Source organism: Limimaricola variabilis (genome assembly GCF_034371605.1).
Taxonomy (GTDB): domain Bacteria; phylum Pseudomonadota; class Alphaproteobacteria; order Rhodobacterales; family Rhodobacteraceae; genus Limimaricola; species Limimaricola variabilis.
Genome location: NZ_CP139691.1, coordinates 1,002,041 through 1,028,827, shown reverse-complemented (window position 1 = coordinate 1,028,827; position 26,787 = coordinate 1,002,041). Strand labels below are relative to the sequence as shown.

At 67.4% G+C, this 26,787-nt stretch carries 26 protein-coding genes; 17 read left to right on the top strand and 9 right to left on the bottom strand.

The annotated features are described in order from the left end of the window. Window positions 1-13 precede the first annotated feature (13 nt). On the bottom strand, window positions 14-1,330 hold the full coding sequence (locus T8T21_RS05045; protein ID WP_322337049.1) for a GH1 family beta-glucosidase: 1,317 nt from the start codon (window positions 1,328-1,330) through the stop codon (window positions 14-16). A gap of 10 nt (window positions 1,331-1,340) precedes the next feature. Further along, window positions 1,341-2,366, bottom strand: coding sequence for a LacI family DNA-binding transcriptional regulator (locus tag T8T21_RS05040; protein ID WP_322337048.1), 1,026 nt, complete (start codon window positions 2,364-2,366; stop codon window positions 1,341-1,343). Window positions 2,367-2,620: 254 nt separating this feature from the next. On the opposite strand from T8T21_RS05040, the gene T8T21_RS05035 reads away from it, so the two are divergent. From T8T21_RS05035 to T8T21_RS05015, 5 genes are all read left to right on the top strand, one after another. Next, window positions 2,621-3,967: an ABC transporter substrate-binding protein gene (locus tag T8T21_RS05035; protein WP_322337047.1), complete on the top strand. Its 1,347-nt coding sequence runs from the start codon at window positions 2,621-2,623 to the stop codon at window positions 3,965-3,967. 76 nt (window positions 3,968-4,043) lie between these two features. Then, window positions 4,044-5,285 carry a carbohydrate ABC transporter permease gene (locus tag T8T21_RS05030; RefSeq protein WP_322337046.1) on the top strand — a complete coding sequence of 414 codons (1,242 nt, stop codon included), beginning with the start codon at window positions 4,044-4,046 and terminating at the stop codon, window positions 5,283-5,285. After that, complete coding sequence (locus tag T8T21_RS05025) at window positions 5,285-6,436, top strand: carbohydrate ABC transporter permease (RefSeq protein ID WP_322337045.1); 1,152 nt, start codon at window positions 5,285-5,287, stop codon at window positions 6,434-6,436. The genes T8T21_RS05030 and T8T21_RS05025 overlap by 1 nt, the downstream gene beginning before the upstream one ends. Window positions 6,437-6,494: 58 nt before the next feature. Next, complete coding sequence (locus T8T21_RS05020; protein ID WP_322337454.1) at window positions 6,495-8,120, top strand: alpha-amylase family glycosyl hydrolase; 1,626 nt, start codon at window positions 6,495-6,497, stop codon at window positions 8,118-8,120. Between the two features lie 22 nt (window positions 8,121-8,142). Then, the gene (locus tag T8T21_RS05015; protein WP_322337044.1) at window positions 8,143-9,237 is read left to right on the top strand and encodes an ABC transporter ATP-binding protein; all 1,095 of its coding nucleotides are present in this window, start codon (window positions 8,143-8,145) and stop codon (window positions 9,235-9,237) included. 18 nt (window positions 9,238-9,255) lie between these two features. Here the strand turns inward: T8T21_RS05015 and T8T21_RS05010 are convergent, their stop codons facing one another. Then, window positions 9,256-10,365 (bottom strand): Ppx/GppA phosphatase family protein, encoded by a 1,110-nt coding sequence (locus T8T21_RS05010; protein ID WP_183469515.1) that lies wholly within the window; start codon window positions 10,363-10,365, stop codon window positions 9,256-9,258. 249 nt (window positions 10,366-10,614) lie between these two features. Here T8T21_RS05010 and T8T21_RS05005 point away from each other — a divergent pair, with 249 nt between their 5' ends. From T8T21_RS05005 to T8T21_RS04990, 4 genes are all read left to right on the top strand, one after another. Beyond that, window positions 10,615-10,911: a virulence factor gene (locus tag T8T21_RS05005; RefSeq protein WP_183469513.1), complete on the top strand. Its 297-nt coding sequence runs from the start codon at window positions 10,615-10,617 to the stop codon at window positions 10,909-10,911. Continuing rightward, a complete protein-coding gene (locus tag T8T21_RS05000; RefSeq protein WP_322337043.1) occupies window positions 10,908-11,843 on the top strand; it encodes a methylenetetrahydrofolate reductase in 936 nt (311 codons plus the stop codon). The genes T8T21_RS05005 and T8T21_RS05000 overlap by 4 nt, the downstream gene beginning before the upstream one ends. Window positions 11,844-11,879: 36 nt before the next feature. Next, the gene (locus T8T21_RS04995; RefSeq protein ID WP_183469510.1) at window positions 11,880-12,935 is read left to right on the top strand and encodes a methyltetrahydrofolate cobalamin methyltransferase; all 1,056 of its coding nucleotides are present in this window, start codon (window positions 11,880-11,882) and stop codon (window positions 12,933-12,935) included. A 93-nt stretch (window positions 12,936-13,028) separates the two neighbouring features. Further along, on the top strand, window positions 13,029-13,775 hold the full coding sequence (locus T8T21_RS04990) for an RlmE family RNA methyltransferase (RefSeq protein ID WP_322337042.1): 747 nt from the start codon (window positions 13,029-13,031) through the stop codon (window positions 13,773-13,775). Window positions 13,776-13,787: 12 nt separating this feature from the next. On the opposite strand, the gene T8T21_RS04985 is transcribed toward T8T21_RS04990, so the two are convergent. Further along, window positions 13,788-14,711, bottom strand: a complete 924-nt coding sequence (locus tag T8T21_RS04985; protein ID WP_322337041.1) for a dihydrodipicolinate synthase family protein — start codon at window positions 14,709-14,711, stop codon at window positions 13,788-13,790. Further along, window positions 14,708-15,415 (bottom strand): ribonuclease activity regulator RraA, encoded by a 708-nt coding sequence (locus T8T21_RS04980; RefSeq protein WP_322337040.1) that lies wholly within the window; start codon window positions 15,413-15,415, stop codon window positions 14,708-14,710. Before T8T21_RS04980 ends, T8T21_RS04985 begins: the two co-directional genes overlap by 4 nt. Window positions 15,416-15,601: 186 nt before the next feature. Between T8T21_RS04980 and T8T21_RS04975 the strand changes: the two genes are divergently transcribed. The 3 genes from T8T21_RS04975 (at window position 15,602) to T8T21_RS04965 (ending at window position 17,849) form a co-directional block, all read left to right on the top strand. Further along, a complete protein-coding gene (locus T8T21_RS04975; RefSeq protein ID WP_322337039.1) occupies window positions 15,602-16,531 on the top strand; it encodes a DUF808 domain-containing protein in 930 nt (309 codons plus the stop codon). A 203-nt stretch (window positions 16,532-16,734) separates the two neighbouring features. After that, entirely contained in the window at window positions 16,735-17,232 is a 498-nt protein-coding gene (locus tag T8T21_RS04970) for a peptidase associated/transthyretin-like domain-containing protein (protein ID WP_183469502.1), read from the top strand. Window positions 17,233-17,237: 5 nt separating this feature from the next. Beyond that, window positions 17,238-17,849, top strand: coding sequence for a ferric reductase-like transmembrane domain-containing protein (locus T8T21_RS04965; RefSeq protein WP_322337038.1), 612 nt, complete (start codon window positions 17,238-17,240; stop codon window positions 17,847-17,849). A gap of 59 nt (window positions 17,850-17,908) precedes the next feature. Here T8T21_RS04965 and T8T21_RS04960 read toward each other — a convergent pair whose 3' ends face one another. Continuing rightward, on the bottom strand, window positions 17,909-18,817 hold the full coding sequence (locus tag T8T21_RS04960) for a LysR family transcriptional regulator (RefSeq protein ID WP_322337037.1): 909 nt from the start codon (window positions 18,815-18,817) through the stop codon (window positions 17,909-17,911). Between the two features lie 103 nt (window positions 18,818-18,920). On the opposite strand from T8T21_RS04960, the gene T8T21_RS04955 reads away from it, so the two are divergent. Both T8T21_RS04955 and T8T21_RS04950 read left to right on the top strand, forming a co-directional pair. Beyond that, window positions 18,921-19,643 carry a DUF4386 domain-containing protein gene (locus tag T8T21_RS04955; RefSeq protein ID WP_322337036.1) on the top strand — a complete coding sequence of 241 codons (723 nt, stop codon included), beginning with the start codon at window positions 18,921-18,923 and terminating at the stop codon, window positions 19,641-19,643. A gap of 25 nt (window positions 19,644-19,668) precedes the next feature. Beyond that, window positions 19,669-20,382: an NAD(P)-dependent oxidoreductase gene (locus T8T21_RS04950; protein ID WP_322337035.1), complete on the top strand. Its 714-nt coding sequence runs from the start codon at window positions 19,669-19,671 to the stop codon at window positions 20,380-20,382. Window positions 20,383-20,498: 116 nt separating this feature from the next. Here the strand turns inward: T8T21_RS04950 and T8T21_RS04945 are convergent, their stop codons facing one another. After that, window positions 20,499-20,636 (bottom strand): hypothetical protein, encoded by a 138-nt coding sequence (locus tag T8T21_RS04945; protein ID WP_322337034.1) that lies wholly within the window; start codon window positions 20,634-20,636, stop codon window positions 20,499-20,501. 99 nt (window positions 20,637-20,735) lie between these two features. Here T8T21_RS04945 and T8T21_RS04940 point away from each other — a divergent pair, with 99 nt between their 5' ends. Continuing rightward, on the top strand, window positions 20,736-21,659 hold the full coding sequence (locus T8T21_RS04940) for a LysR substrate-binding domain-containing protein (RefSeq protein WP_322337033.1): 924 nt from the start codon (window positions 20,736-20,738) through the stop codon (window positions 21,657-21,659). A 77-nt stretch (window positions 21,660-21,736) separates the two neighbouring features. On the opposite strand, the gene T8T21_RS04935 is transcribed toward T8T21_RS04940, so the two are convergent. After that, a complete protein-coding gene (locus T8T21_RS04935) occupies window positions 21,737-22,342 on the bottom strand; it encodes a hypothetical protein (RefSeq protein WP_322337032.1) in 606 nt (201 codons plus the stop codon). Window positions 22,343-23,028: 686 nt separating this feature from the next. Here T8T21_RS04935 and T8T21_RS04930 point away from each other — a divergent pair. Then, on the top strand, window positions 23,029-23,751 hold the full coding sequence (locus T8T21_RS04930; protein WP_322337031.1) for a response regulator: 723 nt from the start codon (window positions 23,029-23,031) through the stop codon (window positions 23,749-23,751). Continuing rightward, complete coding sequence (locus T8T21_RS04925) at window positions 23,748-25,142, top strand: ATP-binding protein (RefSeq protein WP_322337030.1); 1,395 nt, start codon at window positions 23,748-23,750, stop codon at window positions 25,140-25,142. Before T8T21_RS04930 ends, T8T21_RS04925 begins: the two co-directional genes overlap by 4 nt. A 101-nt stretch (window positions 25,143-25,243) precedes the next feature. On the opposite strand, the gene T8T21_RS04920 is transcribed toward T8T21_RS04925, so the two are convergent. Then, entirely contained in the window at window positions 25,244-26,770 is a 1,527-nt protein-coding gene (locus T8T21_RS04920; RefSeq protein ID WP_322337029.1) for a GAF domain-containing protein, read from the bottom strand. Window positions 26,771-26,787: the final 17 nt, after the last annotated feature.

The window sequence follows — 26,787 nt, the reverse complement described above, 5'->3', positions numbered from 1 at the left end:
GGCTCCTCGGGGATCAGCGGGTGATGGCGGATTTCAGGGCGTGATACGATGCCTTGGGGGTCCGCTCCAGTGTTTCGAAATCGACATGGACGAGGCCGAAGCGCTTTTCGTAGCCGAAGGCCCATTCGTAATTGTCCAGAAGCGACCAGTAGAAGAAGCTGCGCAGGTCGACGCCATCGGCGATGGCACGACGGGCCGCGGCGAGGTGATCGGCGACGAAACCCTGCCGCTCGGCATCGGCGACCCTCCCATCCTCGAGCCGGTCGGCCCATGCCATGCCGTTCTCGGTGACGTGGACGGGCAGGCCGAGCGCGTCCCGCGCCCGCAGCAGGAAATGATGCAGCCCCTCAGGGTAGATCTCCCACCCCATCTGGGTCTTGGGCAGCGGCCCTTCGACGGCGGTCAGCGACGGCCAGGGCGTCTCGGGCGCGGCGGCGATCAGCGACCGGGTGTAGTAATTCACGCCGACCCAGTCGATCGGCTGTGCGATCAGCCGCATGTCGTCCTGCCAGCCTTGGGGCATGTGCGGCGCGAGGCCTTCGAGCGCGCCTTCGGGGTAGCGCCCATGGGCGATCGCCTCGAGGAACCAACGGTTGTAGATCTGGTCCTGCAGATCGGCAGCGCGGACATCCGCGGCTTTCTCGGAGGCGGGCAGGGCGCGCTCGAAGTTGAGCACGATGCCCAGCTCTTTGCGTCCCATGCCGCGCAGCCTTTCCACCGCGAGGCCATGCGCCAGCAGGATATGGTGCATCGCCCGCGCGGCGGCGCGAATGTCGCGCAGGCCCGGCGCATGATGGCCGAGGTAATGGGACAGCCAGGCCACGCACCAAGGCTCGTTGATCGTGGCGGTTGAGGCGACGCGATCGCCGATCCGGGCGCTGATCACCTCGCTGAAATCGGCGAAGGCCAGCGCGGTGTCGCGATTGGCCCAGCCGCCGCGATCGGCGAGCGCCGAGGGCAGCTCCCAGTGATAGAGCGTCTGGAAGGGTTTCAGCCCGCGCTCCAGCGTCGCGTCGACCAGCCGGTCGTAGAAGTCGAGCCCCTCGGGGTTCACCGTCCGACCATCCGGCATCACCCGGGCCCAGGAGGTCGAGAACCGATAGGCGTCGAAGCCCCCCGCCTGCAGCAGGTCCAGATCCGCCTCGTAGCGGTGGTAGTGGTCGCAGGCCACGGCCCCGTCCTCGCCGCGCACCACGTTGCCGGGGCCCTTGGAAAAGCTGTCCCAGTGGGTCGGGCCGGCACCGCCAAAGCCGTGTCCCTCGATCTGGTAGGCGGCCGTGGCCGCCCCGAACAGGAACCCTTCGGGAAAATCCGCACGGGTGAAATTCATGTCGCTCGCCTCAACTTGGGGCCGGTCCCGTGGAGCGGCCGATGATCAGGTCGGCCTCGAGCAGATCCTGCCGATGGGGGGCCTCGGGGTTGTCTATGCGGTCTATGACCATCCGCGCCAGCCGCTGTCCAGCCTCGCGCACCGAGGAGCGGGTGGCGGTGAAGGCGGGCACCGGCCCGTCATCGCGCAGATAGGAGAGCTGGTCGTCATGGGTGACGGCCGAGACGTCGCGGCCGAGCACCAGCCCTGCCTCGTCGACGGCTCGGCGCACGCCGAGCATGCAGACCACGGAGGAGACGAGAAAGGCGGTCGGCGGGTCGGGCAGGGCGAGCATGTCGCGCGCCGCGCGCCAGCCATAGCCTTCGGTCATCTCGTCCTGCCGCATCAATTCCGGGTCGCGTGCGAGGCCGCGCGCGCGGAGCGCCTCCTCGTAGCCCTGCCGGCGGCGATGCGCGAAATCCATCACCTCCAGCCCGTTGATCAGCCCGATCCGACGGTGTCCGAGATCGAGCAGGAAGGCAGTCGCGCGGGCGAAGGCCCGGCGGTTGTTGACGTCGAGCCAGGTATAGGGTCGCGTGGTGCCGGTGGCGCGGCCATGCACGGCATAGGGCAGGCCGATCCCGTCGAGCAGTTCGATCCGCGGATCGTTGCGGCGCGGCGCGCTGACGATCAACCCGTCGACCAGGCCGCGCCGCTTCATCGCGCGGTAGGCCTTCTCCTCCTCGTCGACGTCGACCACGGAGATCAGCATCTCGTAGCCATGCTGGGAATAGGTCTCGCCCGCGCCGGTAATGAAGTCGGCGAAGATCGGGTTCACCATCGCATGGGTCGATATCTTGGGAATCACGTGTCCGATCACCCGGCTGCGCCCGGTGGCCAGCGCCTGCGCGCGGGTGTTGGGGCGGTAGTCGTGCAGCTTGGCCGCGGCCTGAACGCGGGCGCGGGTCGCTTCGCTGACATCGGTGTAGCCGTTGAGCGCCCGGCTCACCGTGGTCTGGCTCAGCCCGAGCAAGGCGGAAAGCTCCTTCAGATTCACCGCCGCCCTCCTTCCAAAGCGCTTTTGCAATGGATGACAGCTTATGCAGCGCAGCGATACCCGTCAAAGCGCGCTTTTTCGTCGGGGGCCGCCGCTAACGCCGCATTATCCCTCCAGCTACGGCTGGAAACGGTCATTGACAGGGAGCGGAGGCTCCGACAGGTTGGGCGTGTCCAAAGCGCTTTGGCCGTCTGGCTCGGGCGTGGGCAGTTTCAATGGCGGCCGGCAGGGTCGCGGTTACGGGAGGGTAACACATGAAGTCCATTTTCCTCGCAGGCGTCGCGGGCCTCGCGCTTGCCTCCGCCGCCTCGGCGCAGGAGCTGAAGTTCCCCGTCGGCGAAGGCGATTTCAACTGGGACAGCTTCAACCAGTTCGCCGAGAGCCACGACCTGTCGGGCCAGACCCTGACCATCTTCGGCCCTTGGCTGAGCGGTGACCAAGCGCTGTTCGAGTCGATGCTGGCCTATTTCGAGGAAGCGACCGGCGCGGACGTGCAGTATACCGGTTCGGATGGCTTCGAGACCCAGATCCGCATCGACACCGAGGCCGGTTCCGCTCCCAACATCGCCGTCTTCCCGCAGCCGGGCCTCGCCCGCGATCTCGCGTCGCTGGGCTATCTCGAGCCGATGCCCGAGGGCACGGGTGATTGGGTCGCCGAGAACTACGCCGCAGGCCAGTCCTGGGTCGATCTCGCGACCTTCGAAGGCCCCGAGGGCGGGGAGAACCTCTACGGCTTCTTCTACAAGGCCGACGTGAAGAGCCTCGTGTGGTACGTGCCCGAGAACTTCGAGGATGCGGGCTACGAAGTGCCGCAGAGCATGGAGGAGCTCAAGGCGCTCACCGAGCAGATGGTCGAGGACGGCGAGACGCCCTGGTGCATCGGCCTGGGCTCGGGCGGCGCCACCGGCTGGCCGGCGACCGACTGGGTCGAGGACATGATGCTGCGCACCCAATCGCCCGAGACCTATGACAAGTGGGTCACCAACGAGATCCCCTTCAACGATCCGGCGGTGGTCGGCGCGATCGAGGAGTTCGGCTGGTTCGTCTCCGACGATTACGTCGCCGGCGGCAAGGCGGCGGTGGCCTCCACCGACTTCCGCGACAGCCCCAAGGGTCTCTTCGACAGCCCGCCGCAGTGCTACATGCATCGCCAGGCCTCGTTCATCCCGACCTTCTTCCCCGAAGGCACCGAGGTGGGCGTGGATGCCGACTTCTTCTACTTCCCCGCCTATGAGGAGAAGGATCTCGGTCAACCGGTGCTCGGCGCCGGCACGATGTTCGGCATCACCGAGGCCTCCGAGGCGGCCGAGGTCTTCATCCAGTGGCTGCAGACCCCGATCGCCCACGAGATCTGGATGGCCCAGACCGGCTTCCTGACGCCGCTGACCACCGTCAACACCGACGTGTTCGGCGACCCGACGCTCAAGAAGATGAACGACATCCTGCTCGAGGCGACCACCTTCCGCTTCGACGGCTCGGACCTGATGCCCGGCGGCGTCGGCGCCGGCTCGTTCTGGACCGGCATGGTGGACTATGTCGGTGGCGAGAGCGCCGAGAGCGTGGCCTCCGAGATCCAGGATTCTTGGGACGCGCTGAAGTAAGCGTGTAACGATAAGGCATGGCGGCCGTGACTCGCGTCGCGGCCGCCTCTTTGCATCAGGGTTCGGGGAGGGCGCGATGAATCCGGCACTACAGGGTTTGCTGACCATCGTGATCGGCGTTGGCGGCTGCGTCGCCTATTTCTATTTTTCCAATATTTTTCTGGACAAGGTGCTGTTCCCGCCGCGCGGCAATGATGCCGGGCGCAACATCAACCGCGCCAACATGATCCGCCCCTGGCTGTTCCTTCTGCCCGCGCTCCTCGCGCTGGGCCTCTACCTCGCCTATCCGGTCTTCGAGACCCTGCGCCTGTCGCTGACCGAAAGGGTCCGCGGCGGCGGCTATGAATTCGTGGGCCTCGCCAATTACGAGCAGATGCTGCGCGAGCCGAAATTCTGGGAAGGCTTCCGCAACAACCTGTTGTGGCTGATCGTGGTACCGGCCGCATCGACCGCCTTCGGCCTGCTGGCCGCACAGCTCACCGACCGCATCCGCTGGGGCGCCATCGCCAAGTCGCTGATCTTCATGCCGATGGCGATTTCCTTCGTCGGCGCGGCAGTGATCTTCAAGCTGATCTACGACACCCGCCCCGTGGGGCAGGAGCAGATCGGCATCCTCAACGCCGTCTGGCTCGGCTTCGACGGCGGCGTCGGCTCCTTCGTCTGGCTACGGCTGGTGCCGTCGCTGCTGCTGCTCGCGCTGGCCGCCGGCGCGGCCGCGCTGGGCTGGTCGCTGATGAAGCCGGTGCTGGGCCGCGAGGGCCGCGCCCCCGGTCTGGTCTTCGGCGCGCTGCGCGTGCTCGGCGCCGTGCTGATGGCGCTGGTCGTCTACCTGATGCTGCGCCAGATCTTCGACGTCTTCACCACCGACTTCCCCTATGGCCAGCCGCAGACCTGGCTCACCATTCCCTTCTGGAACAACTTCTTCCTGATGATCGTGCTGATCTGGATCCAGACCGGCTTTGCCATGGTGCTGCTCTCGGCGGCGCTCAGGGGCATCCCCGAGGAGACGGTCGAAGCCGCCATCGTCGACGGCGCCAACCCCTGGCAGATCTTCTTCAAGATCAAGATGCCGCAGATCGTCGGCACCATCGTCGTGGTCTGGACCACCATCACCATCATCGTTCTCAAGGTCTTCGACATCGTCTTCGCGATGACCAACGGCCAGTGGGAGACGCAGGTGCTCGCCAACTACATGTATGACAAGCTGTTCCGCGCCAACGACTGGGGCGTGGGCTCCGCGGGGGCGATGGTCATCATGCTGATGGTGACGCCGATCCTGATCTGGAACGTCTACAACGCCCGCAAGGAGATGCGCTGATGGACAACATCGCCGGCAAGAAATCCGCGCTCACCTGGGCCGTCAACATCGCGGTTCTGGCGCTGGTGGCGCTGTGGGTGTTCCCGACCCTCGGCCTGCTGATCTCGTCCTTCCGCACCGGCGATCAGATCGCCTCCTCCGGCTGGTGGCGCTCGATGCTGCCGACCGAGCAGAACCTGACGCTGCGCACCGCGGCCGGCGACGAGGCTGAGCAGCTCGACGGGCTCTACACGGTGTCGGGCAACCTCTTCGCCCATGAGGGCCGCGAGCCGCTGGAGATTTCGGCCTTCGGCACTTCCTCGCGCGCCGTAGGCGCCTACGCGCCGGGCGAGACGGTCGACATGGGCGATGGCGAGATCGTCACCGTCGAGAGCAACGGCGATTACGTCTACACCTCCCAGGAGGAGATGTCGGGCCGCGGCCAGCGGATCTTCGTCACCGCCGAGGTCGCGCCGGAGTTCACGCTCGAGAACTACGAGAACATGCTGTTCAATCCGAACAACATCGACGGCATGGCCAAGGCCTTCTTCAACACGCTGACCGTGTCGATCCCGGCCACGATCATCCCGATCCTGGTGGCGGCCTTCGCGGCCTATGCGCTGGCCTGGATGGATTTCCCCGGTCGGGCGCTGCTGATCGCGGCGATCGTCGGCCTGCTGGTGGTGCCGCTGCAACTCGCGCTGATCCCGCTGCTCAAGCTCCACAACGAGATCGGCATCGGCAAGGGGTATCTCGGCGTCTGGCTCGCCCATACCGGCTTCGGCCTGCCATTGGCGATCTACATCCTGCGCAACTACATGGTCGGCCTGCCACGCGACATCATCGAGAACGCCAAGGTCGACGGCGCCACCGACTTCCAAATCTTCACCAAGATCATCCTGCCGCTCTCCTTCCCGGCGCTCGCCTCCTTCGCGATCTTCCAGTTCCTGTGGACCTGGAACGACCTGCTTGTGGCGATCGTGTTCCTGATCGACAGCTCGGGCGAGACGACGGTGATGACCAAGCAGATCATCGAGCTTCTGGGCACGCGCGGCGGCAACTGGGAGATCCTCGCGACGGCGGCTTTCGTCTCTATCGCGGTTCCGTTGGTTGTGTTTTTCGCGATGCAGAAATACCTCGTGCGCGGCCTGCTCGCGGGCTCTGTGAAATGAGGACTGCCTTCCGATGAACACCCCCGATTCCGTCCCGGCCCCGGCCGCCCGAACCCGCATGCCGAAGGATCCCAACTGGTGGCGCGGCGCGGTGATCTATCAGATCTACCCGCGCAGCTATCAGGACACGGACGGGGACGGGATCGGCGATCTCAAGGGCATCGTGAAGCGGCTGCCGCATATCGCCTCGCTGGGGGTCGACGCGATCTGGATCTCGCCCTTCTTCACCTCGCCGATGAAGGATTTCGGCTACGACGTCTCGGATTACTGCGACGTCGACCCGATGTTCGGCACGCTGGCCGACTTCGACGCGGTGATCGAGACGGCGCATTCCCTGAACATCCGGGTGATGATCGACCTCGTGCTGTCGCACACCGCCGAGGCGCATCCCTGGTTCGTCGAGAGCCGGTCGAGCCGCGACAACCCCAAGGCCGACTGGTACGTCTGGGCCGACGCCAAGCCGGACGGCACGCCGCCCAACAACTGGCTGTCGATCTTCGGCGGCTCGGCATGGCAATGGGACGGGCGGCGGATGCAGTATTACCTGCACAACTTCCTGACCAGCCAGCCTGACCTGAACTTCCACAACGCGGACGTCCAGGAGGCGCTGCTCGACGTGGAGCGGTTCTGGCTCAAGCGCGGCGTCGACGGCTTCCGCCTCGACACGATCAACTTCTACTTCGCGGACAAGCAGCTGCGCGACAACCCGGCGCTGCCGCCCGAGCGGCGTAACGATTCCATCGCGCCCGGCGTGAACCCCTATAACTGGCAGGAGCATCTCTACTCCAAGAACCAGTCCGAGAACCTCGACTTCCTCAAGCGCTTCCGCGCCGAGCTGGAGCCCTATGGCGCCGCAGCCGTGGGCGAGGTGGGCGACGCCCAGCGCGGTCTCGAGATCATGGCCGAGTACACCTCGGGCGGCGACAAGGTGCAGATGTGCTACCCGTTCGAGATGCTGCAGCCGCCGCGTCTCACCGCTGCTGCCGCTGCCGACACCTTCTACCGGCTGAGCCACGCCGCGCCCGGCGCCTGGCCCTGCTGGTCCTATTCCAACCACGACGTGGAACGGCACCCGACCCGCTGGAAGCTGTCGGATGCGGCCGCGCGGGTCTACACCACCATGCTGATGTGCCTGCGTGGCTCGGTCTGCCTCTACCAGGGCGAGGAGCTGGGCCTGCCCGAGGCCGAGGTCGCCTTCGAGGATCTGCAGGACCCCTACGGCATCGAGTTCTGGCCCGAATACAAGGGTCGCGACGGGTGCCGCACGCCGATCGCCTGGGACGGCAGCGCCCCCAATGGCGGCTTCACCGAGGGCAAGCCCTGGCTGCCGGTCTCGCCCGCGCATCTGCCGCTCGCCGTGGCCGAGCAGGAGGCCGATCCGAAGGCGATGCTGCATCACTACCGTCGCGCCATCGCGCTGCGCCATGACCACCCGGTGCTTGCCACCGGTGAGGATGACGGCGTGCATTCGCGCGGCGACGTGGTGCATTTCGTGCGCCATGACGAGAACGAGACCATCTTTTGCGCCTTCAATCTCGGGGAAGAACCGGCCGAAGTGCCGCTGCCCCAAGGCGCCTGGGCCCCGATCGGCACCGATCTGGGCACGGTGACAAAGGCCGAGAACGGGCTGATCCATCTCGGCCCATGGCAATGCTGCCTGGCGCTCCGGCGACCGGCGGACTGAGGACGGAGCAGGGAGGAACCCCATGGCGGAACTGAAGCTGAAGGACGTGGCCAAGACCTATGGCGGGTCGGTCGAGGTCCTGAAGAACATCGACCTCGAGATCGGCAAGGGAGAACTGGTGGTCTTCGTCGGGCCCTCGGGCTGCGGCAAGTCCACGCTCCTGCGGATGATCGCCGGCCTCGAGGAAATCTCGGGCGGCACGCTCGAGATCGATGGTCAGGTCGTCAACGACGTGCCGCCCGCGCAGCGCGGCATCGCCATGGTGTTCCAGTCCTACGCGCTCTATCCACACATGACGGTGCGCGACAACATGGCCTTCGCGCTGAAGCTCGCGAAGAAGTCGAAGGAGGAGATCGACGCCGCGATCTCCAACGCGGCCCGCATCCTCCAACTCGAGCCCTATCTCGACCGCCTGCCCAAGGCGCTCTCGGGCGGCCAGCGGCAGCGGGTCGCCATCGGCCGGTCGATCGTGCGCGATCCCAAGGTCTATCTCTTCGACGAGCCGCTCTCGAACCTCGACGCGGCGCTGCGCGTCGCCACACGGATCGAGATCGCCCAGCTCAAGGAGTCGATGCCCGACTCGACGATGATCTACGTCACCCACGATCAGGTCGAGGCGATGACGCTGGCGACCCGGATCGTGGTTCTGGCCAACAAGGGCATCGCCCAGGTCGGCACGCCGCTCGAGCTCTACGAGCGGCCCGAGAACGAATTCGTGGCGCAGTTCATCGGCAGCCCGGCGATGAACCTGCTGCCGGGCAAGGTCACCGGCACCGGGGCGCAGACCACCGTGAAGCTCGACGGCGGCGGCGTGGCAGTGTCGAATGCGCCTTCGACCGAGGCTGATATGGGCGCCACGGTCAATGTCGGCGTGCGGCCCGAGGACATGACCGAGGTCGAGGCCGGCGGCGACTACATCTTCGAGGGCAAGGTGGATTTCACCGAGTCGCTCGGCGAGGTGACGATCCTCTACTTCCAGAAAGCCGGCGGGGCCGACCCGGTGATCGCCAAGCTGCCCGGCATTCATGGCGACCTGCGCGGCCGTCACGTGCACATGACCGTCGCCCCCGAAAAGGTGCAGGTCTTCCGCGACGGGAAATCGCTCTACTACCGCTGAGCGGGGCAGGGCGGGCCCTCAATAGGGCCCGTCCTCCAGCACGCCGTCGGCGCTCATCTGGGCGTAGAGCAGACCCTCGCGCAGGCCCCGATCCGCGACCGAGAGCCGGTCGGTGGGCCACAGCCGCATCAGTGCCTGCAGGATCGCCGAGCCCGACATGATCAACGCCTGCCGGTCGCGACCGATGCGCGGGTCGGCGCGCCTGCCTTCCGGTCCCATGGCGAGGTAGTCGCGGATCACCGCGTCGATCTGGTCAGAGCTCATTCGCAGCCCGTCGACCTTGTTGCGGTCGTAGCGCCGCAGGCCGAGATGGCTCGCCGCGACGGTGGTCACCGTGCCCGAGGTGCCGATGATCTGGAAGCCTTCGCGCACCTGCTCGGAGGCCGACGGAGCGAAGCCCGACAGGTTCTCCTCGAAGAACCAGCTCATCAGGGCAAAGCGCGCCGCGTCGTCCTCGACGTCCTGGAACTGGTCGCGCAGCGTCGCCACGCCGAGCGGCACCGAGATCCAGTCCACCACCTTGGCCGCCGCGAAGGGGCCGGGATCCTGCTGGAAGCCGGAATGCAGCCGCATGATCGCCTTGGGGCGCTCGCGCCGCGGCACATGGCTCAGGTCGATCCAGACCAGTTCTGTCGAGCCGCCGCCGATATCGACCACCAGCAGCTGCTCGGTCCGGGTAGAGACCAGCGGCGCGCAGGAGATCACCGCGAGCCGCGCCTCCTCTTCGGGCCGGATCACGTCGAGCCTGAGCCCGGTCTCCCGCTGCACCTGCGCAAGAAAGGCCCGACCGTTGCGGGCCCGGCGGCAGGCCTCGGTCGCGACCAGCCGCATCCGGGTGACGCCGTGCTTGGACAGCTTCTGCCGGCAGATGCGAATCGCGCCGAGCGTGCGGTTCATCGAGGCACGCGACAGCCGGCCCGATTGCTCGAGCCCGTGGCCCAGCTGGACCGTCTTCGAGAAGCTGTCGACCACGTGAAACTGGCTGCCCTTGGGTTGGGCAATCAGCATGCGACAGCTGTTTGTTCCCAGATCAAGCGCGGCATAAAGCGTCGCCTGATCCGGTCTTGGCGCGGGGGATCTCACCGCTTTCGGGAACGCGCCCGCACCGTCGGGACGCTTGGGCGCCATCAACACGCCCTCCAATATCGAGTTGAGCCGAGGGTAGGGAATGCGCCCGCGTCGCGCAAGCGTCGCGACGGGCCGGAACGCAGCGGCGTTCATCACAATCATGGGGATTTCTACGATTCGCGGTACTGGAGCTTCTGCGGCCTGGCTGCCAGAAAGGGCCCGCGTCGCAGCCCGTGGTCAAACTGTCGAAATCCGACCCCGCCGGGCAGAAGCGACGCGATATCAGCGATGGTGAGGAAAGGATCCGCGATGCCCGAGATCACGCTCGTTCTGTGGCGCGACATGCCCGCGCAGGTGCTGGTCGGCAAGGGCCGGCGCGCCGCCAAGCTTCCGCTCGCGGAGCGGTTCGAGCAGGCGATCGACCGCGCGGCGATGAAGTCGGGCGCGGCCGGAACCGACGATTACCTCGCCGAATGGCGCAAGGCGCCGTGGGGCGAGATCGACGGCGAGGCCGAGGAGGCCGCCCGCCAGGCGGTGGAGCGGATCGAGGCGGAATACGACACGGCGCGCCTGAAGGCGCTGATCGACAACAACGGGCGCGAATGAACCGTGCCCTCAAGGAGGTGCTGATGTCCCTGCTGAGCTTCCGCCGCGCGAAGCCCGCCCCCGCGATGGGGGGCGACCTGACCGCCCGCGCCTCGATCGAGGTGATGCCGCGCACCGCCGCCAAGGTCGCCAGCTTCGCGGCGCTGCTGCCGGCGGGGACCCGGGTCTATATCGCCCATATCGACGGCACGCCGATCGAGGAAATGGTGGCGACGGCGGCGCGCATCGCCGGCGAGGGCTTCGCGGTCATGCCGCATTTCCCGGCCCGCAGCATCGAAAGCGAGGCCCAGCTCGGTGACTGGATCGCCCGCTACCAGGGCGAAGCGGACGTGACCGAGGCGCTGGTGCTGGCGGGCGGCATCGCGGCCCCGCGCGGCGCCTTCCATTCCTCGATGCAGCTTCTGGAGACCGGCGCCTTCGATCGCGCGGGCTTCACCCGGCTGCACGTCGCAGGCCACCCGGAGGGCAACCGCGACATCGACCCCGATGGCGGCGACGCTCTGGTGCGTGACGCGCTGCGCTGGAAGCAGGATTTCTCGAACCGGACCGATGCGCGGATGGCGCTGGTCACCCAGTTCGTCTTCGACGCCGCGCCGGTAATCGGCTGGGCCCGCGCGATCCGCGCGGCGGGCATCGACCTGCCGGTGCATGTCGGTCTCGCCGGTCCGGCCAAGCTGCAGACGCTGATCAAATACGCCATGGCCTGCGGGGTTGGCCCCTCGCTCAAAGTGTTGCAGAAGCGAGCCATGGACGTGAGCCACCTGCTCATGCCCTATGCGCCCGACGAGATCGCCGACGCGCTGGAGAAGGCGGTGCTGACCGAGCCGGAGCTGGGCATAGAGCAGGCACATCTCTTCCCGCTGGGCGGCATCCAGGCCAGCGCCGACTGGCTCGCCGCGCGTCACCCCGCCCGGCACAGCGCCGCGCTGTGAGACTTCAAGGCCGTTGGCCAATGACAAGGACAAAGAATGACCCGCACGATCGTTGAATCGAAGACGAAAACCGCGATCATCGGCTTCGACCAGCCGTTCTGCGTGATCGGCGAGCGCATCAACCCCACCGGGCGCAAGAAGCTCGCCGCCGAGCTCGAGGCGGGCGACTTCTCGACCGTCGAGAAGGACGCCATCGCGCAGGTCGCCTGCGGCGCCACCATGCTCGATGTCAATGCGGGGGTGGTCTACAACTCCAACCCCAACCCGAACGAGACCGAACCGCCGCTCATGACCAAGATGATCGAGCTGGTGCAGGGGCTGGTCGACGTGCCGCTGTGCATCGACAGCTCGGTTCCGGCGGCGCTCGAAGCCGGTCTCGCGGCGGCGCAGGGGCGGCCCCTGCTGAACTCCGTGACCGGCGAAGAGGAGCGGCTCGAGCTCGTTCTGCCGCTGGTCAAGAAATACAACGTGCCGGTGGTGGCGATCTCCAACGACGACACCGGCATCTCCGAGGATCCCGATGTGCGGTTCGCGGTCGCCAAGAAGATCGTCGAGCGCGCCGCCGATTTCGGCATCCCGGCGCATGACATCGTGGTCGACCCGCTGGTGATGCCGATCGGTGCCATGGCGACCGCCGGTCTGCAGGTCTTCGCCCTTGTGCGCCGCCTGCGCGACGAGCTGGGCGTCAACACCACCTGCGGTGCCTCGAACATCTCCTTCGGCCTGCCCAACCGCCACGGCATCAACAACGCCTTCCTGCCGATGGCGATGGCCTCGGGCATGACCAGCGCGATCATGAACCCCTGTGCGCTGCCGACGCCGCTTTCGAAGATCGCCGAGAAGCGGGCGGAGCTGGAGGCGGCGGGCATCGTCATCCCCGAGGAGATGGATGACGAGACCTTCTGCCAGCTGATGGGCATCGGCAGCCGCGAGGCGCGGCCGGGTGGAGAGATGAGCGCGATCCGCGCCGCCAACTTCCTGACCAACAACGACCCCTCGGGCGCCGAATGGATCCGCTTCAACCGTCCGCCCGGCGTGCCGGGCGAGGGGCGCGGCGGCCGCGATGGCGGGCGTCGGCGTCGGCGGGCCTGATAGGGCAGCGTAAAAGTGGAAGGGTGACGGGGCAGGGCTTGCCCCGTCACCCCCGCTTGGCATAGTCGGGGTCTCTGATCAGGAGAGCCCGGCATGGCAAAGACACCGAAAAAGCCCGGCGCGGGCACTGGCAACACCTCAGGGCGCGGGCAGCGCGACCTGACCATCAAGGTCAAGACCGCGCGCGGCCGCAAGATGAGCTCCAAGCTCTGGCTCGAGCGGCAGCTCAATGACCCCTATGTCAAACGCGCCAAGGCCGAGGGCTATCGGGGCCGCGCCGCCTACAAGATCATCGAGCTCGACGACAAGTTCCGCTTTCTCGTGCCGGGCGCACGGGTGGTCGATCTCGGCTGCGCGCCGGGCGGCTGGTGTCAGGTCGCGGTGGCGCGGGTCAACGCGCTCGGCGCGAAATCCGGCAAGGCGGTGGGCAGCGTGCTCGGCGTCGACCTGCAGGAGGTCGAACCGATCGCCGGCGCCGAGATCCACCAGCTCGATTTCATGGAGGACGACGCCGATCTCCAGGTCAAGGAATGGCTTGGCGGCGGCGCCGACGTGGTGATGTCGGACATGGCCGCCTCGGCCTCGGGTCACAGGCAGACCGACCACCTGCGGATCATCGCGCTGTGCGAGGCGGCCGCCCATTTCGCCTTCGACGTGCTGGAGCCGGGCGGCACCTTCGTCGCCAAGGTGCTGGCAGGCGGCGCCGAAGGCAGCCTGCAGCAGTTGCTCAAGCGCAAGTTCGACAAGGTGCAGAACGTCAAGCCGCCGGCCTCGCGCTCCGACAGCTCGGAGAAATTCGTCATCGCGACCGGCTACAAGGGCCGCGACGACGAGACCTGAGGACGACGAGGGCTAGAGGCCGCAGCCGCGATCCCGGGCCTTGAGGCGCGCCAGCAGATAATCCACCTCGGCCCGGGCGGCCGGGTTCAGCGCCGCGCCCGGCGCGCGCAGATCGGGATGGGCGATGAAGCCGCGCTGCGCCAGTATGTGCTTGCGTACCGCGAGCCCGATGCCCGGCTGGTGCTCGTAGCGCAGCAGCGGCAGATGCGCGTCGAACAGGTCCTGTGCCGCGTCGCGGTCCTGCGCGGCGAGGTCGACCACCCGGCGCAGCATTTCCGGAAAGGCATAGCCGGTCATCGCACCATCCGCGCCACGCCCCATTTCCATGTCCAGGAACAGCGCGCCGTTGCCGCACAGGATCGACAGGGCGCGCATCTCGCCGCGCTCCTGCCAGTTCCGGATCGCCGAGATCTTGTCGAGGCCGGGCCAGTCCTCGTGCTTGAGCATCACGCAGGAGGGGTTCTCCGCCACCACCCTGCGGATCACCGCGTTCGACATCACGACACCGGTGGCGGTGGGATGATCCTGCAGCACGAAGGGCACATCGGACCCGATCTGCGCCACCGCCTGCGCGAACCAGCCCGCGATCTGGTCGTCGGTGCGCATGGAAGGGGGCGGGGTCATCATGACCCCGGCGGCCCCCATCTCCATCGCCGCCGCCGACAGCCTGCGCATCGCCGCAAAGCCCGGCGCCGAGATGCCCACCACCACCGGCAGCCCGCCCGCATGCGCGATCACCTCGCGCACGACCGACAGGCTCTCCTCCGGCTCGAGCTTCTGCGCTTCGCCCATGATCCCGAGGATGGTCAGCCCGTCGACGCCGCAGCCGACATAGCGCTCGGTCATCCGGCCGAGCGAAGCCATGTCGAGCGCGCCGTCCGGCAGGAACGGCGTCGGCGCGATGGCGAAGACGCCGCGCGTCTCGGCGGAGATCATTCTGCGCCCTCCTTCCAGGCGGCGTAGCGGGCGCGGGTCGCCTCGTTCATCGGGTAGAGGCCGGGCAGCTTTTCGCCGCGCTCCACCTCCTCGACGATCCAGCCCTCCATCCGCTCCTGCTCGATGGCCTCGCGCGTCACCTCCTCGACGAGGGCGGCCGGGATCACCACCGCGCCGTCTGCATCGGCCACGATCATGTCGCCCGGCACCACGCAGACCCCGCCGCAGCCGATCGTCTCCTGCCAGCCGGTGAAGGTCAGCCCAGCCACAGATGGGGGCGCGGCGGCGCCGCGTGCCCAGATCGGCAGACCGGTCGCGGCCACACCGGCCCGGTCGCGGATCACCCCGTCGGTGACCAGCCCGGCCGCGCCGCGCTTGACCATCCGCGCGCAGAGGATGTCGCCAAAGACGCCGGCGTCGGTGATGCCCATCGCGTCGATCACCGCGATGGCGCCTTCGGGCATCTCCTCGATCGCGGCGCGGGTCGAGATCGGGCTGCTCCATGAGGCCGGTGTCGCCAGATCCTCGCGCGCGGGCACAAAGCGGAAGGTGAAGGCGGGACCGACGATCCGGGTCTCGCCCTCGGGCATCGGCATGGCGCCGCGGATCCAGACGTTGCGCAGCCCCTTCTTCAGCAGGACCGTGGTCAGCGTGGCGGTGGTGACGCCGCGCAGCGCGGCGATCGGGTCGGTCTCAAGGGTCATCGTCTTCCTCGCTCCTCGGCCTCGCGGGGCCGCTCATGCGGCGCAGACTGGGCGGAAACGCGGGGACTGCCAAGCCATGATCGCCGATCGAAAAAATGCGCCAACGGACCGACCTGATCTGTCGCTGGGCGGTTGGGTCCGGTTAGGCTCCGACGGAGCAGATGCAATTCACAAGATGGCAGGCCCATGAGTTCAGGACTTTTCGCACTTCTCGATGACGTCGCCCTGATCGCCCGGACCGCCGCGGCCTCGCTCGACGATGTCGCCGCCGCGACGCTCAAGGCGGGGACGAAATCGGCCGGGGTGGTGATCGACGACGCCGCGGTGACGCCGAAATACGTGCTCGGCTTCGTCGCCGAGCGCGAGTTGCCTATCGTGCGCAAGATCGCCGTCGGTTCGCTCCGCAACAAGATCCTGATCCTGCTGCCCGCGGCGCTGGCGCTGAGCTTCCTGGCACCATGGGCGATCACGCCGCTGCTGATGCTGGGCGGGCTGTATCTGGCCTATGAGGGGGCGGAGAAGGTGGCCGAGGTGCTTCTCGGCCACTCCCATGCCGAGGCCGAGAAGAAGGCGCTGGACGAGGACACGACCGTGCGCGGCGCGATCCGCACCGATTTCATCCTCTCGGCCGAGATCATGGCGCTCACACTGTCGACAGTCACAGGCCTGCCCTTCGTGACCCAGGCGATCGTGCTCGGGCTGGTCGGCATCTTCATCACCTTCGCGGTCTATGGCGCGGTGGCCATTATCGTGAAGGCCGACGATGTCGGCGCCGCGCTGGCCGCGCGCGGCCCCTCGGGCATTCTGCCGACCATCGGCCGGGGGCTGGTCAAGGGCATGCCCTGGGTGCTCAAGCTGCTCTCGGTGGTCGGCACCGCGGCCATGCTGTGGGTCAGCGGCGGCATCCTGATCCACGGGCTCGAGACCTATCACATCTCCGGGCCCGAGCACGCGGTCGAGGTGGCGCGCGAGATCGTGGCCGCGAACGCGCCGGTCCTCTCCGGCGCGCTGGGTTGGCTTGCCGGGGCGACGCTGATGGGCGTGGTCGGGCTGATCGTCGGCGGCGTGCTGGTTGCGCTCAAGAGCGTGATGCCCTTCGGCGCGAAGGCGCACTGAGGTACCAAGCGACTCGGGGCGGGGAAGACCCTGTCCCGAAGCGATGCGCCTCGGCATCACGAAGGCGTGGGGCGCGCATCATCGCGCGCCCATCTTCACCGGCGATTTGGTAGTCTTGGCACGCGGGCTTCGCGGCCGGCCGTGATGCGCACGGCACGGGCGATCCACCGCATCTGTTCGCCGGGCGATCAGGAGGAGTCGAGATGACCCGAGAACACGCAACGCGCCGCGCCTTTCTCGCCACCGGTGCGGCGGCCGTCGCCACACTCGCCACCGCGGCATCCGGGCTGCTCGTCCCGGCGCGGGCGCAAGGCCTCGCACCCACGCCCAGCATGCGCGGCGGCGCCAACAATTACCTGCCGGGTGCGCCCATCGTGGAACGCATCGGCGGCGGCGGCTTCTGGATGACTGGCAGCGTCCGGCGGGCTGGCGATGGCGCGCCGCTTCAGGGCGTGCGCATACAGATCTGGGCCCACACGACCGAGGGACACGAGCGTGACCCTCACAGCCACGGCGCCACGCTCACCGATGCCCAAGGCCGGTTCCGGCTCGAAATGCCACAGATCGTGCCCGCCTTCGGTCAGCCGCATGGTCACCTCGCCTATGATGACGCGGCGTTCGAGACCGTGTTCCTGCGCCCGGTGATGCCGAGTTCGCGCGACACGAGCCTCAGCGCGGATTTCGTGCTCCAACCGGCCTGAGCCCCTTGGCTTCGACGCGTGCGGTCCTGATCTGGGGCGCTCTCGCGGTTGCCATCATCGTGCCGGTCGCCATAGCGGCCAACAGTCCGCTGCTGGCCTGGCGCAGCCCGGTCTATATCGCCGCCGGCCTAGCGGGCGTCGTCGCCATGACGCTCGTTCTCTTTCAGCCGCTACTGGTCGGGGGATATCTGCCCGGTCTGCCGAGGCCGCGCGGTCGACGCCTGCATCGCTGGGTCGGCGCGGCGCTGGTGACGGCGGTCGCGCTCCATGTCGCCGGGCTCTTGCTGACCAGCCCGCCAGACGTGATCGACGCCTTGCTCTTCGTATCGCCGACGCCGTTCTCCGCCTGGGGCGTCATCGCCATGTGGGCCGTCTTCGCCGCCGCGTCCCTAGCTGCCCTGCGCCGACGGCTGCGCCTTCGCCCGAGAGTCTGGAGGCTCGGTCATACGTCGTTGGTGATGGTGGTGGTTCTGGGCAGCGTCGTGCATGCGCTGCTGATCGAGGGGACGATGGGGACGGTTTCCAAGGTCGTGCTCTGTGCGTCGATCCTGGCGGTGACGGTCAAGGTACTGCTCGACCTGCGGACATGGGCCCTGCTGACGCGGTCACGGCGCTGAAAGCCGATCCTTGGCGAGGAGGGCGTGGGGATACCTGCGGCGGCCTGAACACGAACAGGCTAGCCGCTACCTTCGCCTGTCGTCGTCCCCAGCCCTTCCGCCAGCGCATCGAAGACCACCCGCAACCGGCGGGATCGCGCGATGTCTCGATGCGCGACGAGCCAGACCGGAAAGGCGATCGGCTCGAAATCCGGCGCGGCGCGCTCGACCGCCGGGTCGGCGTCGCCGATGCGATCGTCGAGGATGCCAATCCCCATTCCCCGGCGCACCATCTCCCACATCACGGTGAAGTTGCGACAGCGATAGGGAAAATTGGCCGTCTCGAGGGCAAAGCCATGCGCGTTGAGCAGGTTCATGAGGCTGCCCTTCGCGTCGATTTCGATGAACTCGGCCCCCGAAAAACCAATCTTTGTCTGTGGCCGCCCGATGCGGTCGAGATATCCGGGGGCCGCGTAGAGCCGGGCCATTGCGTCGCGGACCTTGCGCGCGATCAGGTCGGGCTCGGTGGGCCGGACGTTGCGCACCGCGATGTCGGCCTCGCGCCGCGACAGGTCGGAGAGGTCGTTGGAGACGACGACCTCAATCCGAATACGCGGCTCGGAAGCGTGCAGGCGTTCGAGTATCGGTGGCAGCAGGTAGCTGGCATAGGCGTCGGAGGCCGAGATCGCCACCTCGCCTTCCAGCGCCTCGGTCTGGCCCCAGGCCGCCAGCGACAGCGCGCGCGCGCCCTCGCCCATGAGCCGGGCATGCTCCAGAAGCTCGTGCCCGGCGGGGGAGAGGCGCAGCCCTCGGCCGGAGCGTTCGAACAGCGCCACGCCAAGCTCCGCCTCGAGCGCTTCGACCTGCCGGCCCAGCGTGGGCTGCGCCAGTTTCAGGGCGCGGGCAGCGGCGGAGAGCGAGCCTTCCTCGGCCGTCACCAGAAAGGCCCGAGCCCGGTTCCAATCAAAGGTAACGCTGCGCCAATCCATGCATTTCTGCATATCAGCTCGGCAATACCGGTCAATTCTCTGCATGGACGGAGGAGCGTAGAACAGGGTCATTCCGCAGCTCTCGACTGACAGGAGGCCGCTCATGCATCCCTTTCAGGACCCTTCTTCACGCGCCTATACCCGCGTGACCGGGGCGCTTTATCTCGTCATCGCCGTCGCCGGCGGCTTCTCGATCCTCTACGTGCCGGGGGCGTTGAACGTCGATGGCGACCCGGCCGCTACCTTCGCCAACATCGCGGACCGGCGCGGCCTGTTTCACGCCGGCCTCCTTGGCGATGTGGTGATGATGACCGCCGAGGTGCTGGTCACAGCAATGCTCTACCACATGTTCCGCCCGGTGAACGCGACGCTGTCGCTTGCGGCGGCCTATGCGCGGCTGATGATGGTCGCGGTGATGGCGGCCATGCTGTTCTTTCACGCGGCGTCGCTGGCGCTAGCCGACGGGACGGTGCCGCTCCAAAGCTTCGACGCGGCCCAGCGCATCGAACTGGCTGGGCTGATGCGCCACGTCCATGACGCGGGCGTCTGGATCTGGCAGCTCTTCTTCTGCCTTCACCTGATCCTGCTGGGCACGCTGGTGGCGCGCTCCGGCCTCTATCCGCGGATCATCGGCGCGGGACTGATCGTGGGTGGCACGGGCTATCTCCTCGACAGCGTGCAGATGTTCGCCTTTCCCGAAGCGACGGTGCTGGCGGCGGTGAAGGTCGCGCTGCTGATCGTGGTGACGCTGGCCGAGCTCGGTTTCGCGCTGTGGCTGCTGACCCGTGGCCCGCGGGCGCCGCGACGGCACGCTGCCGCGGTTTGATCCCCACACCTCAAGGAGACTCAACATGAAGCGCATCTGCATCGTCGGCATTTCGGGCAAGCTCGGGCAATACATCGTCGAACACGCGCTCGCTCGCGGCTACGAGGTGACCGGCGTCTGCCGTCCCGAAAGCGTCGGCAAGCTCGACAGGTTCGCGGGCCGCATCACCATCCATCCCGGCCGCACCGCCGATCGGGCGGTGATCGCCAAGGCCACCGAAGGCTGCGACGGCGTGCTGGTGGTCCTCGCGCCCTGGGGGGTGCAGGACTACGCCTCGGGCACCGCGCGCGCCGTGCTCGACCTCGCCCCGCCCGAAGCGCGGCTGATCTTCTCCTGCGGCTGGCACATCAGCCGCGACGGCAGGGATCGCTACGGCTGGAAGATCCGTGCCATCGTTGCGATCGGCGGCCCGATCCTGAAGGCGCTGCGGCTCGTCGATCTCGACGACCAGGTCCGCGCGACGGATCTCGTCTTCGCGTCGAGCCGCGATTGGACCGTGGTGCGCGGCTCCGACCTGGAGGAGGGCGAGAGCGAGGGCCTGCCGGTCTGGGCCCGGCATGTGGGCGACCCCATCCTCGCGAGCAACCTGACCCGGCGCACCGATTTCGCGCTGTTCATGGTAACGGCGCTGACCGATCCGGCACTCATTCGCGAGGCGCCCGCGATCACCGGGCGGAACGGCGCATCGGTCCGTGCCAACGCGCCACAGGTAACGGGGGCCGTTCAGGCTAGGCAGTGAGTCCGGTCATTAGGCGTCCTTGTCATCGCATTCGGGTCTGTCGCGTGATCCGACCCCGATGACGTCACCACCGCCACAGCACTGGGGCTTTCATCGACACGCGGAGCGCTGGCCCTTCACCTGAGCAAAAGAGGGTATTGCCATTCGAAATCCTTATGCATCTCCTCGGGCAGGCCGATATCGCGCCGCAGATGCGCGTTGCAGGAGGGGCTGCGCCTGTTATGTCTAATGATGCGAAACATGATGCCGAACACGGGCGTACTCCTCTGATGATCCATTCTTCGGCTTGATCATCGACGGGCCCTGCGCTTGAGTGAAACGGATAGACGACATGGCATCCATCAATCCTGCTCATGATACTCGAATCCACGGCGCTTCCTTCGATGACCTGCCTCCGCGTCTTTGCGGCGGTGGCGGAGCTTCGCAATTTCACCAGGGCGGCCGAGGCGCTGGGCCTGACGCAGACCGCAGTCAGTCACCAGATCGCGCAGCTCGAGGCCTTCGTCGGGCAGCCGGTTCTGGTCCGAAGCCGCTCAGGTGCTTCGCTCACGCCGCTCGGTCAGGCGCTGCTGCCCTCGGTCGAGGGCGGTCTGGCGCTTCTGCGCGACGGCTTCGCCACGGCGCGCCGGGCAGGGATGACCGGGCGGCTCGTGGTCCAGAGCACGCCCGAATTCGGCACGCAGTGGCTGGCGCCGCGGCTCGAGCGGTTCCTCAAGGCCCATCCCGGAATTGGCGTCAGCCTGACGATGGATTACCGGCGCGCGGATCTGCGTGCCGGAGAAGCGGATATCGCCATCTGGCTCGGCGGCGGGAGCCCGGACCTCGACAGCCGGCGTCTGGGGCTCGAGGAGGAGTTCGCGGTCTGCGCCCCCGCGCTCGCGGACCGGCTCCCCGCGACAAAGGCCTTCGGAGCCGCCCCCTTGCTGCGCTACAGGGGCGGGCGTCACACGGTGCTCGATTGGCAGCGTTGGCTGGTCCAGATCTTCGGCGAAGCCGCCGCAGGCGAGCCTTGGATCAGGCAGCATCTCGCGGATCCGACGGGTGGGGAGTTCGACTCCTTCGCCGAGATGATGGATGCCTGCCGCGCGGGGCAGGGCTTTGCCCTCGTACGATCCTCTCTTGTCGCCGACGACCTCGCCGCTGGACGGCTCGTCCGGCCGGTTGAGGAGATCACGATTTCGGATCTCCACCATCACCTCGTGCTCGATCGCGGTGCGGCGCAGCGGCCAGAGGTCGCGGCGTTTCGGGACTGGATCATTGCCGAGGCCGGAGAGTAGCGACGGCCCGCCTCCCAGCGTGCGCGAAGCTGCAATCCCGCAAGGTCACATCTCGGCGCCGGATGGCCCGGCGAATCCTAGGACAGCAACCGGCATGGCGTCAGCCGCCGCGCGATCAGGACCTTCTCCCAGACCGGGGGCATCATGTCGGCCCCGTCGGCCGGGGGCAGGACCAGGCAGCCCTCGATCACCGGACCCTGCTCGCAGCGGGGCATGGGGGACGCGACATGGTCGACCTCCAGATCGCCACCGCTTCTGACGAGATGGGTCTGGCTGACCAGCGCGACCTTTCCCTCCTGCACCCGGGCGAGGTCGCTGCGCCAGTGATATTGAAAGCCCGAAAGAGGAAGTTGCAGGACATCGAAGCCGGTGTCGCTCCGCCCGACCCATCTCAGCAGGGCCGGATTGGCTTCGAGCACCCGAAAGCGCGTGATCGGCGCGGAGGTGTCCACCCAGACGCGGTAATAGGGCAGGTGCTGCCCTCCGATCCGCCGCAGGCCTGCCGAGATGGAATGGCCGGAGCGCAGGGCGGCGAGAAGCTCGTGGGTCGGCAATTGGAGTTGCGCATCCAAGGCACCGGTACGTTCCGGCTCCTTGAAAGCGCGGACCTTGCCGAGAAGGCTCTGGGCCCAGGTGATCTGGGGAACGATGGTTCTTGGCAGGCTGCGGGGCGCGATGGTCATGGATGGGTCTCGAAAAAAGGCGGACCAAGGCGGGACAGGCCTTGGTCCGCCGAAGGCGGTAGGCAGTTGACAGGCGGTCGTCAGGATTGTGGCGCAGCAGAGCGCTTCAGGCGGGCAAGGGCTGCATCATGCGCGGCCTGGTTGGCGCGGAGCCGGTGCTGGTGCCACATGAGTATGTGAAAATCCTCCTTCATCGATGAGGGCAACGCGGCGAAGCGTGCCTGCTGGCGCTGCTGGACGCGGCGCAGTCGGTCGGCCAGGTCGGACGCCGACCCCTGGCGGGGACGTGGTACGGCACGACCGACAGCGGTGAAGGACGGGTCGGCCCTGCAGGGCGCCTGACAGGGTGCATCCTGCGGGATGTCCGCCGCGTCTCTCCGGTTTGCCCCGGCACCCGCCTGAGGCAGGACCAGGGATCTGGTGCGGCCGCCCGAGGCACGGGAGATGTATGAAGTCGATGGTTTGGTGGTACGTACCATCTGCTGCATGCGTCTACCTCTCGTACCCGAAGCGGTCTGGACCTGAATAGGACAGTCGGCGTCGGGAACTTCCGCCTCATCGTGGCGAATTGTGACAAGATGTGTCGGCAGCGTTTCCCGCCGCCGAGTTCGTGGAATTGAACGAGGGCGGCGTCGGAGATCTGCTAATGGCTTGAAGGAGATTCCCTCTTCCCAGGCACGCGACTCATGACCACCGCCGCTTCGAACATCCTCGTCGTGGACGACGACGCCGAGATCCGCCAGCTCGTGGGGCAGGTGCTGTCCCGCGAGGGCTACCGGGTCAGCGAGGCGCCCGATACCGCCCAGGCCAGGGCGCGGCTGGCGGATCGCTCGGTCTCCCTCATCGTGCTCGACCTGATGCTGCCGGGGGAGGATGGGCTCAGCTTCTGCCGGGCGCTGCGCGGGGAGGGCGATCTCACCCCGATCATCATGCTCACCGCGAAGGGCGACGATTTTGACCGGGTTCTGGGCCTCGAGATGGGCGCCGACGATTACCTCCCCAAGCCGTTTCATGGCCGCGAACTCCTCGCGCGCATCAAGGCCGTGATGCGGCGCACCTCTCCGGCCAGCCCGAACGACAGCCCGCGTCCCGACCGCTTCATCCGCTTCGAAGGCTGGCGGCTGGATACCGCGAAGCGGGAGCTCATCTCGGATGACGAGGTGATCGTGCTGCTGAGCGGCGCGGAATACGAGCTGCTCCTGGCCTTCCTGACCTGGCCGCAGGTTACGCTGTCACGCGAGAAACTCCTCGACGCCACGCGCGGCCGGTCGGCCATCATCTCGGATCGGAGCATCGACATTCAGGTCAGCCGGCTGCGCAAGAAGCTGGGCGACGATCCGAAATCACCCCGGATCATCAAGACGATCTGGGGCGACGGCTACCTGTTCACGCCGGACGTGCTTTCATGAACTGGCGCAGCATGCGTGCGCAGACCACGGCCATCATCGTGGCCAGTTTCGTGTTGTCGCACCTGGTCGGCTACGCCTTCTATCATGTCGACCGGCAGGGTGCGCTGGAGCTGACCGAGGCAGTTGATCTCGCCGAGCGGGCCGCCGGCATCAGCCGCCTGCTGCGCGACCTTCCGCCCTCCTGGCGGGGCGAGGTCGTGCAGCTCTCCGACAGCCGCGCCTTCCGGGTCTGGACCAGCAGTACCTCTCCCCCGCTCCAGGCAGAGATGTCCGAGGAGGAGAGCGGCGTGCTTGCTTATCTGCGCACCCAGGTGCCCCGGATCGCCGACAACGAGATGCAGGTGCGCATGCTGGAGCGGGTCTCGGACGCGATCAGCCCGCCGGAGTTCGACCCCACCAACCGCCTTGGTTCGCCGGCGGCGGCGATCGATCTGCCGCAGGATGGCCCCGGCCTCCTCGTTTCCATCCGACACGGGCCGGAGGAATGGATCAACTTCCTCGGGACCTTCAGCACCCCGGTGCCGCTGTCGCCGGGGCTGCTCATGGCCAACCTCATTTCCGCAGTGATCGGGATTGCCCTCGTCGCCTTCTGGCTGGTGGGGCGGGTCACGCGCCCGCTCGCGCGCTTTGCCCAGGCCGCCGAGGCGCTGGGCCAGGACCTCTCCAGCTCGCCCTTGCCGGTCTCGGGGCCGCAGGAGGTGTCGCAGGCGGCCCGCGCCTTTAATCGGATGCAGGCGCGGCTGCGTCAGCTGATCCAGAGCCGGACCGGAATGCTGGCGGCGATATCGCACGATCTGCGCACGCCGCTGACCCAGATCCGGCTTCGCGTCGAAGCGATGCCCGCCAGCGAAGACCAGACCAGGATCCTCGGCACGATCGACGACATGAACACCTCGATCGGCGGCTTCTTGGCCTATGCGCATGCCTCGCATGAGGGGGAGCACCGCTCGAAGGTAGATCTGGGTGCGCTGGTCAGCACGATCTGCGACGATCTCGCGGATTGCGGCGCACCGGTGGATTATGACTGCAAAACCGGCCTCATCGTCAGGTGCAAGCGCGTGGCGATGAAGCGCGCTATTCTCAACCTCATCGAGAACGCCGTGAAATACGGGCACTCCGCCCAGGTCGTCGTGGCCCGGAAAGGCCGGTTGGCGGAGGTGATCATCGAGGATTGCGGGCCGGGCATCCCCGAAGGGGACCTGCCGCGACTGCTGCTGCCGTTCAAGAAGGGGGGCGCCAGCGGGTCCGATCGGGAAGGGGGCGGCCATGGCCTCGGCCTCGCCATCGCGCAGGCGATCGTGGAGGACCATGGCGGAGAGTTGCGCTTCGCCAATCGCAAGAATGGCGGGTTGCGGGTCCACCTGACCATGCCGACCACGGAGGATGCGTGATCCGACCGCGCCAGTAGGCTTTCATCGGATCAAGAATGCCCCGGACCGTGCTCCCACGACCTGCGGCAGGCTGCCGTCCCAGCAGGCGCCGCTTTCTGGGTTCAGGCCATCAGGTCGGTATCAGGCAGCGCCTCGATGCGCTCGCGTGGCAGCTTCATCACCACGCAGAAGCCGGTTTCGTCGAGGCGCCGCTCGAAGCTGCCGCCCAACCGGCCCTCGACCATGTGCTGCATGAGCTTCGTGCCGAAGCCGACACGCTCGGGCGTCGGCGGCGGGACGGTCAACGGGACGGCGCGATGCTCGTGCCATTCAAGGACCAGTTCGTCGCGCCCCTCGCCGAAGCGGGCCGCGACGACAAGACGGCTGTCTTCGCAGGAGCTGCCATGTTTCAGCGCGTTGGTGGCGAGTTCGTTCAGGATCAGCGCCAGCGGCATGACGCTGTCCCGGTCGACCGTCATGTCTGGCGCCTCGATGGTGATCCTGTTCCGCTCGGGGAGGATGCTGATCGCCTCCTCGATCAGCGCCGGCAATGCCACGCTCTCGCTGGCATCCTCGACAGCCAGGCGATTGGCCTGACCCACCGCCACGAGGCGCCCCAGGAAGGCCTCGTCCAGCTCTTCCTTGGTCCGGGCCTCGCGCGAGCAGCTGCGATAGATCGAGGCCAGCACCGAGAGACTGTTGCCCACCCGGTGGCTCATCTCGCGGCGCAACGTCTCGCGGTGCTCCGCGTTCTCCTTGCGCCGGATCGCGACGCCGATCTGGCTTCCGATGGTCTCGAGCATCCGGAGGATCTCCGGATCGAGCCGGGCCTTGGAGGTCCCGAAGAACTCGAGCACGCCGTGGATCTGCCCGCCTTGCCGGACGGGCAGGGCGACCGCGCGGGACAGCCCGACCTTCTCGAACACGCTGCGGCGGACGAACTGGCAGGACGATGCGAGATCGTCGAGCGACTGCAGCTGACCCGATTGCCAGGCACGTCCCGGCAGGCCCTCTCCGAGGCCGAACCGCACCACGCTCGTGGCCTCGACCACCGGCTGGAAACGTGGGTCCGCCAAGTGCCAGATGCCGGTGGGGTGCAGGCACGCATGGGGGCCACGCCCGCGCACGACGTGGAAATGCCCCGCCTCCATCCCGGACACGGCGCAGACGTTGTCGAGGCAGAACTGCGTGAACTCGTCGAGCGAGACGTCGTCCAGAAGCTTCTGCGCGACGGCGAGCAGCGCCTCTCCCTCGCGGGCCCGCAACTCCTGGGCGCGGCGCGCGGTTTCTTCGGCGACCATGCTGCGGATGAAGGCGTAGAAGATCCGCCCGCCGCCATCGCCGGGCATGGGGAAGATCGACAGTTCGATGGGAAACTCGGCGCCGTCGCGATGCAGGGCGGTGATCCGGACCCGCTGTTCGAGAACCGGCCCTTCACCTGTGCGGTTGTAGCGTTCCAGTCCGCGCGCATGGCCTTCGCGATGTTGGGGCGGCACGATCAGGTCGCCCATCGAAGATCCCATCGCGTCCGCGCGGGACCAGCCGAACATCTCCTCCGCCGCACCGTTCCAGGCGACGACCAGACCTGCTTCGTCCATTCCGACCACGGCATCGAGCGCGCGATCGAAGAGGGACTCCAAGTGCTTCACCGCGCCCCTCCATTATC

What these genes read in the sequence shown, in the direction of transcription:
- T8T21_RS04955 (WP_322337036.1), top strand. Translation starts at nt 18,921, where the DNA reads ATGCATCCCTTTCAGGACCCTTCTTCACGCGCCTATACCCGCGTGACC.
- T8T21_RS04975 (WP_322337039.1), top strand. Translation starts at nt 15,602, where the DNA reads ATGAGTTCAGGACTTTTCGCACTTCTCGATGACGTCGCCCTGATCGCC.
- T8T21_RS05005 (WP_183469513.1), top strand. Translation starts at nt 10,615, where the DNA reads ATGCCCGAGATCACGCTCGTTCTGTGGCGCGACATGCCCGCGCAGGTG.
- T8T21_RS04980 (WP_322337040.1), bottom strand. Translation starts at nt 15,415, where the DNA reads ATGACCCTTGAGACCGACCCGATCGCCGCGCTGCGCGGCGTCACCACC.
- T8T21_RS04960 (WP_322337037.1), bottom strand. Translation starts at nt 18,817, where the DNA reads ATGGATTGGCGCAGCGTTACCTTTGATTGGAACCGGGCTCGGGCCTTT.
- T8T21_RS05010 (WP_183469515.1), bottom strand. Translation starts at nt 10,365, where the DNA reads ATGGCGCCCAAGCGTCCCGACGGTGCGGGCGCGTTCCCGAAAGCGGTG.
- T8T21_RS04940 (WP_322337033.1), top strand. Translation starts at nt 20,736, where the DNA reads ATGATACTCGAATCCACGGCGCTTCCTTCGATGACCTGCCTCCGCGTC.
- T8T21_RS05030 (WP_322337046.1), top strand. Translation starts at nt 4,044, where the DNA reads ATGAATCCGGCACTACAGGGTTTGCTGACCATCGTGATCGGCGTTGGC.
- T8T21_RS04990 (WP_322337042.1), top strand. Translation starts at nt 13,029, where the DNA reads ATGGCAAAGACACCGAAAAAGCCCGGCGCGGGCACTGGCAACACCTCA.
- T8T21_RS05045 (WP_322337049.1), bottom strand. Translation starts at nt 1,330, where the DNA reads ATGAATTTCACCCGTGCGGATTTTCCCGAAGGGTTCCTGTTCGGGGCG.
- T8T21_RS04935 (WP_322337032.1), bottom strand. Translation starts at nt 22,342, where the DNA reads ATGACCATCGCGCCCCGCAGCCTGCCAAGAACCATCGTTCCCCAGATC.
- T8T21_RS04950 (WP_322337035.1), top strand. Translation starts at nt 19,669, where the DNA reads ATGAAGCGCATCTGCATCGTCGGCATTTCGGGCAAGCTCGGGCAATAC.
- T8T21_RS05020 (WP_322337454.1), top strand. Translation starts at nt 6,495, where the DNA reads ATGCCGAAGGATCCCAACTGGTGGCGCGGCGCGGTGATCTATCAGATC.
- T8T21_RS04970 (WP_183469502.1), top strand. Translation starts at nt 16,735, where the DNA reads ATGACCCGAGAACACGCAACGCGCCGCGCCTTTCTCGCCACCGGTGCG.
- T8T21_RS04925 (WP_322337030.1), top strand. Translation starts at nt 23,748, where the DNA reads ATGAACTGGCGCAGCATGCGTGCGCAGACCACGGCCATCATCGTGGCC.
- T8T21_RS05025 (WP_322337045.1), top strand. Translation starts at nt 5,285, where the DNA reads ATGGACAACATCGCCGGCAAGAAATCCGCGCTCACCTGGGCCGTCAAC.
- T8T21_RS04930 (WP_322337031.1), top strand. Translation starts at nt 23,029, where the DNA reads ATGACCACCGCCGCTTCGAACATCCTCGTCGTGGACGACGACGCCGAG.
- T8T21_RS05035 (WP_322337047.1), top strand. Translation starts at nt 2,621, where the DNA reads ATGAAGTCCATTTTCCTCGCAGGCGTCGCGGGCCTCGCGCTTGCCTCC.
- T8T21_RS05000 (WP_322337043.1), top strand. Translation starts at nt 10,908, where the DNA reads ATGAACCGTGCCCTCAAGGAGGTGCTGATGTCCCTGCTGAGCTTCCGC.
- T8T21_RS04985 (WP_322337041.1), bottom strand. Translation starts at nt 14,711, where the DNA reads ATGATCTCCGCCGAGACGCGCGGCGTCTTCGCCATCGCGCCGACGCCG.
- T8T21_RS05015 (WP_322337044.1), top strand. Translation starts at nt 8,143, where the DNA reads ATGGCGGAACTGAAGCTGAAGGACGTGGCCAAGACCTATGGCGGGTCG.
- T8T21_RS04995 (WP_183469510.1), top strand. Translation starts at nt 11,880, where the DNA reads ATGACCCGCACGATCGTTGAATCGAAGACGAAAACCGCGATCATCGGC.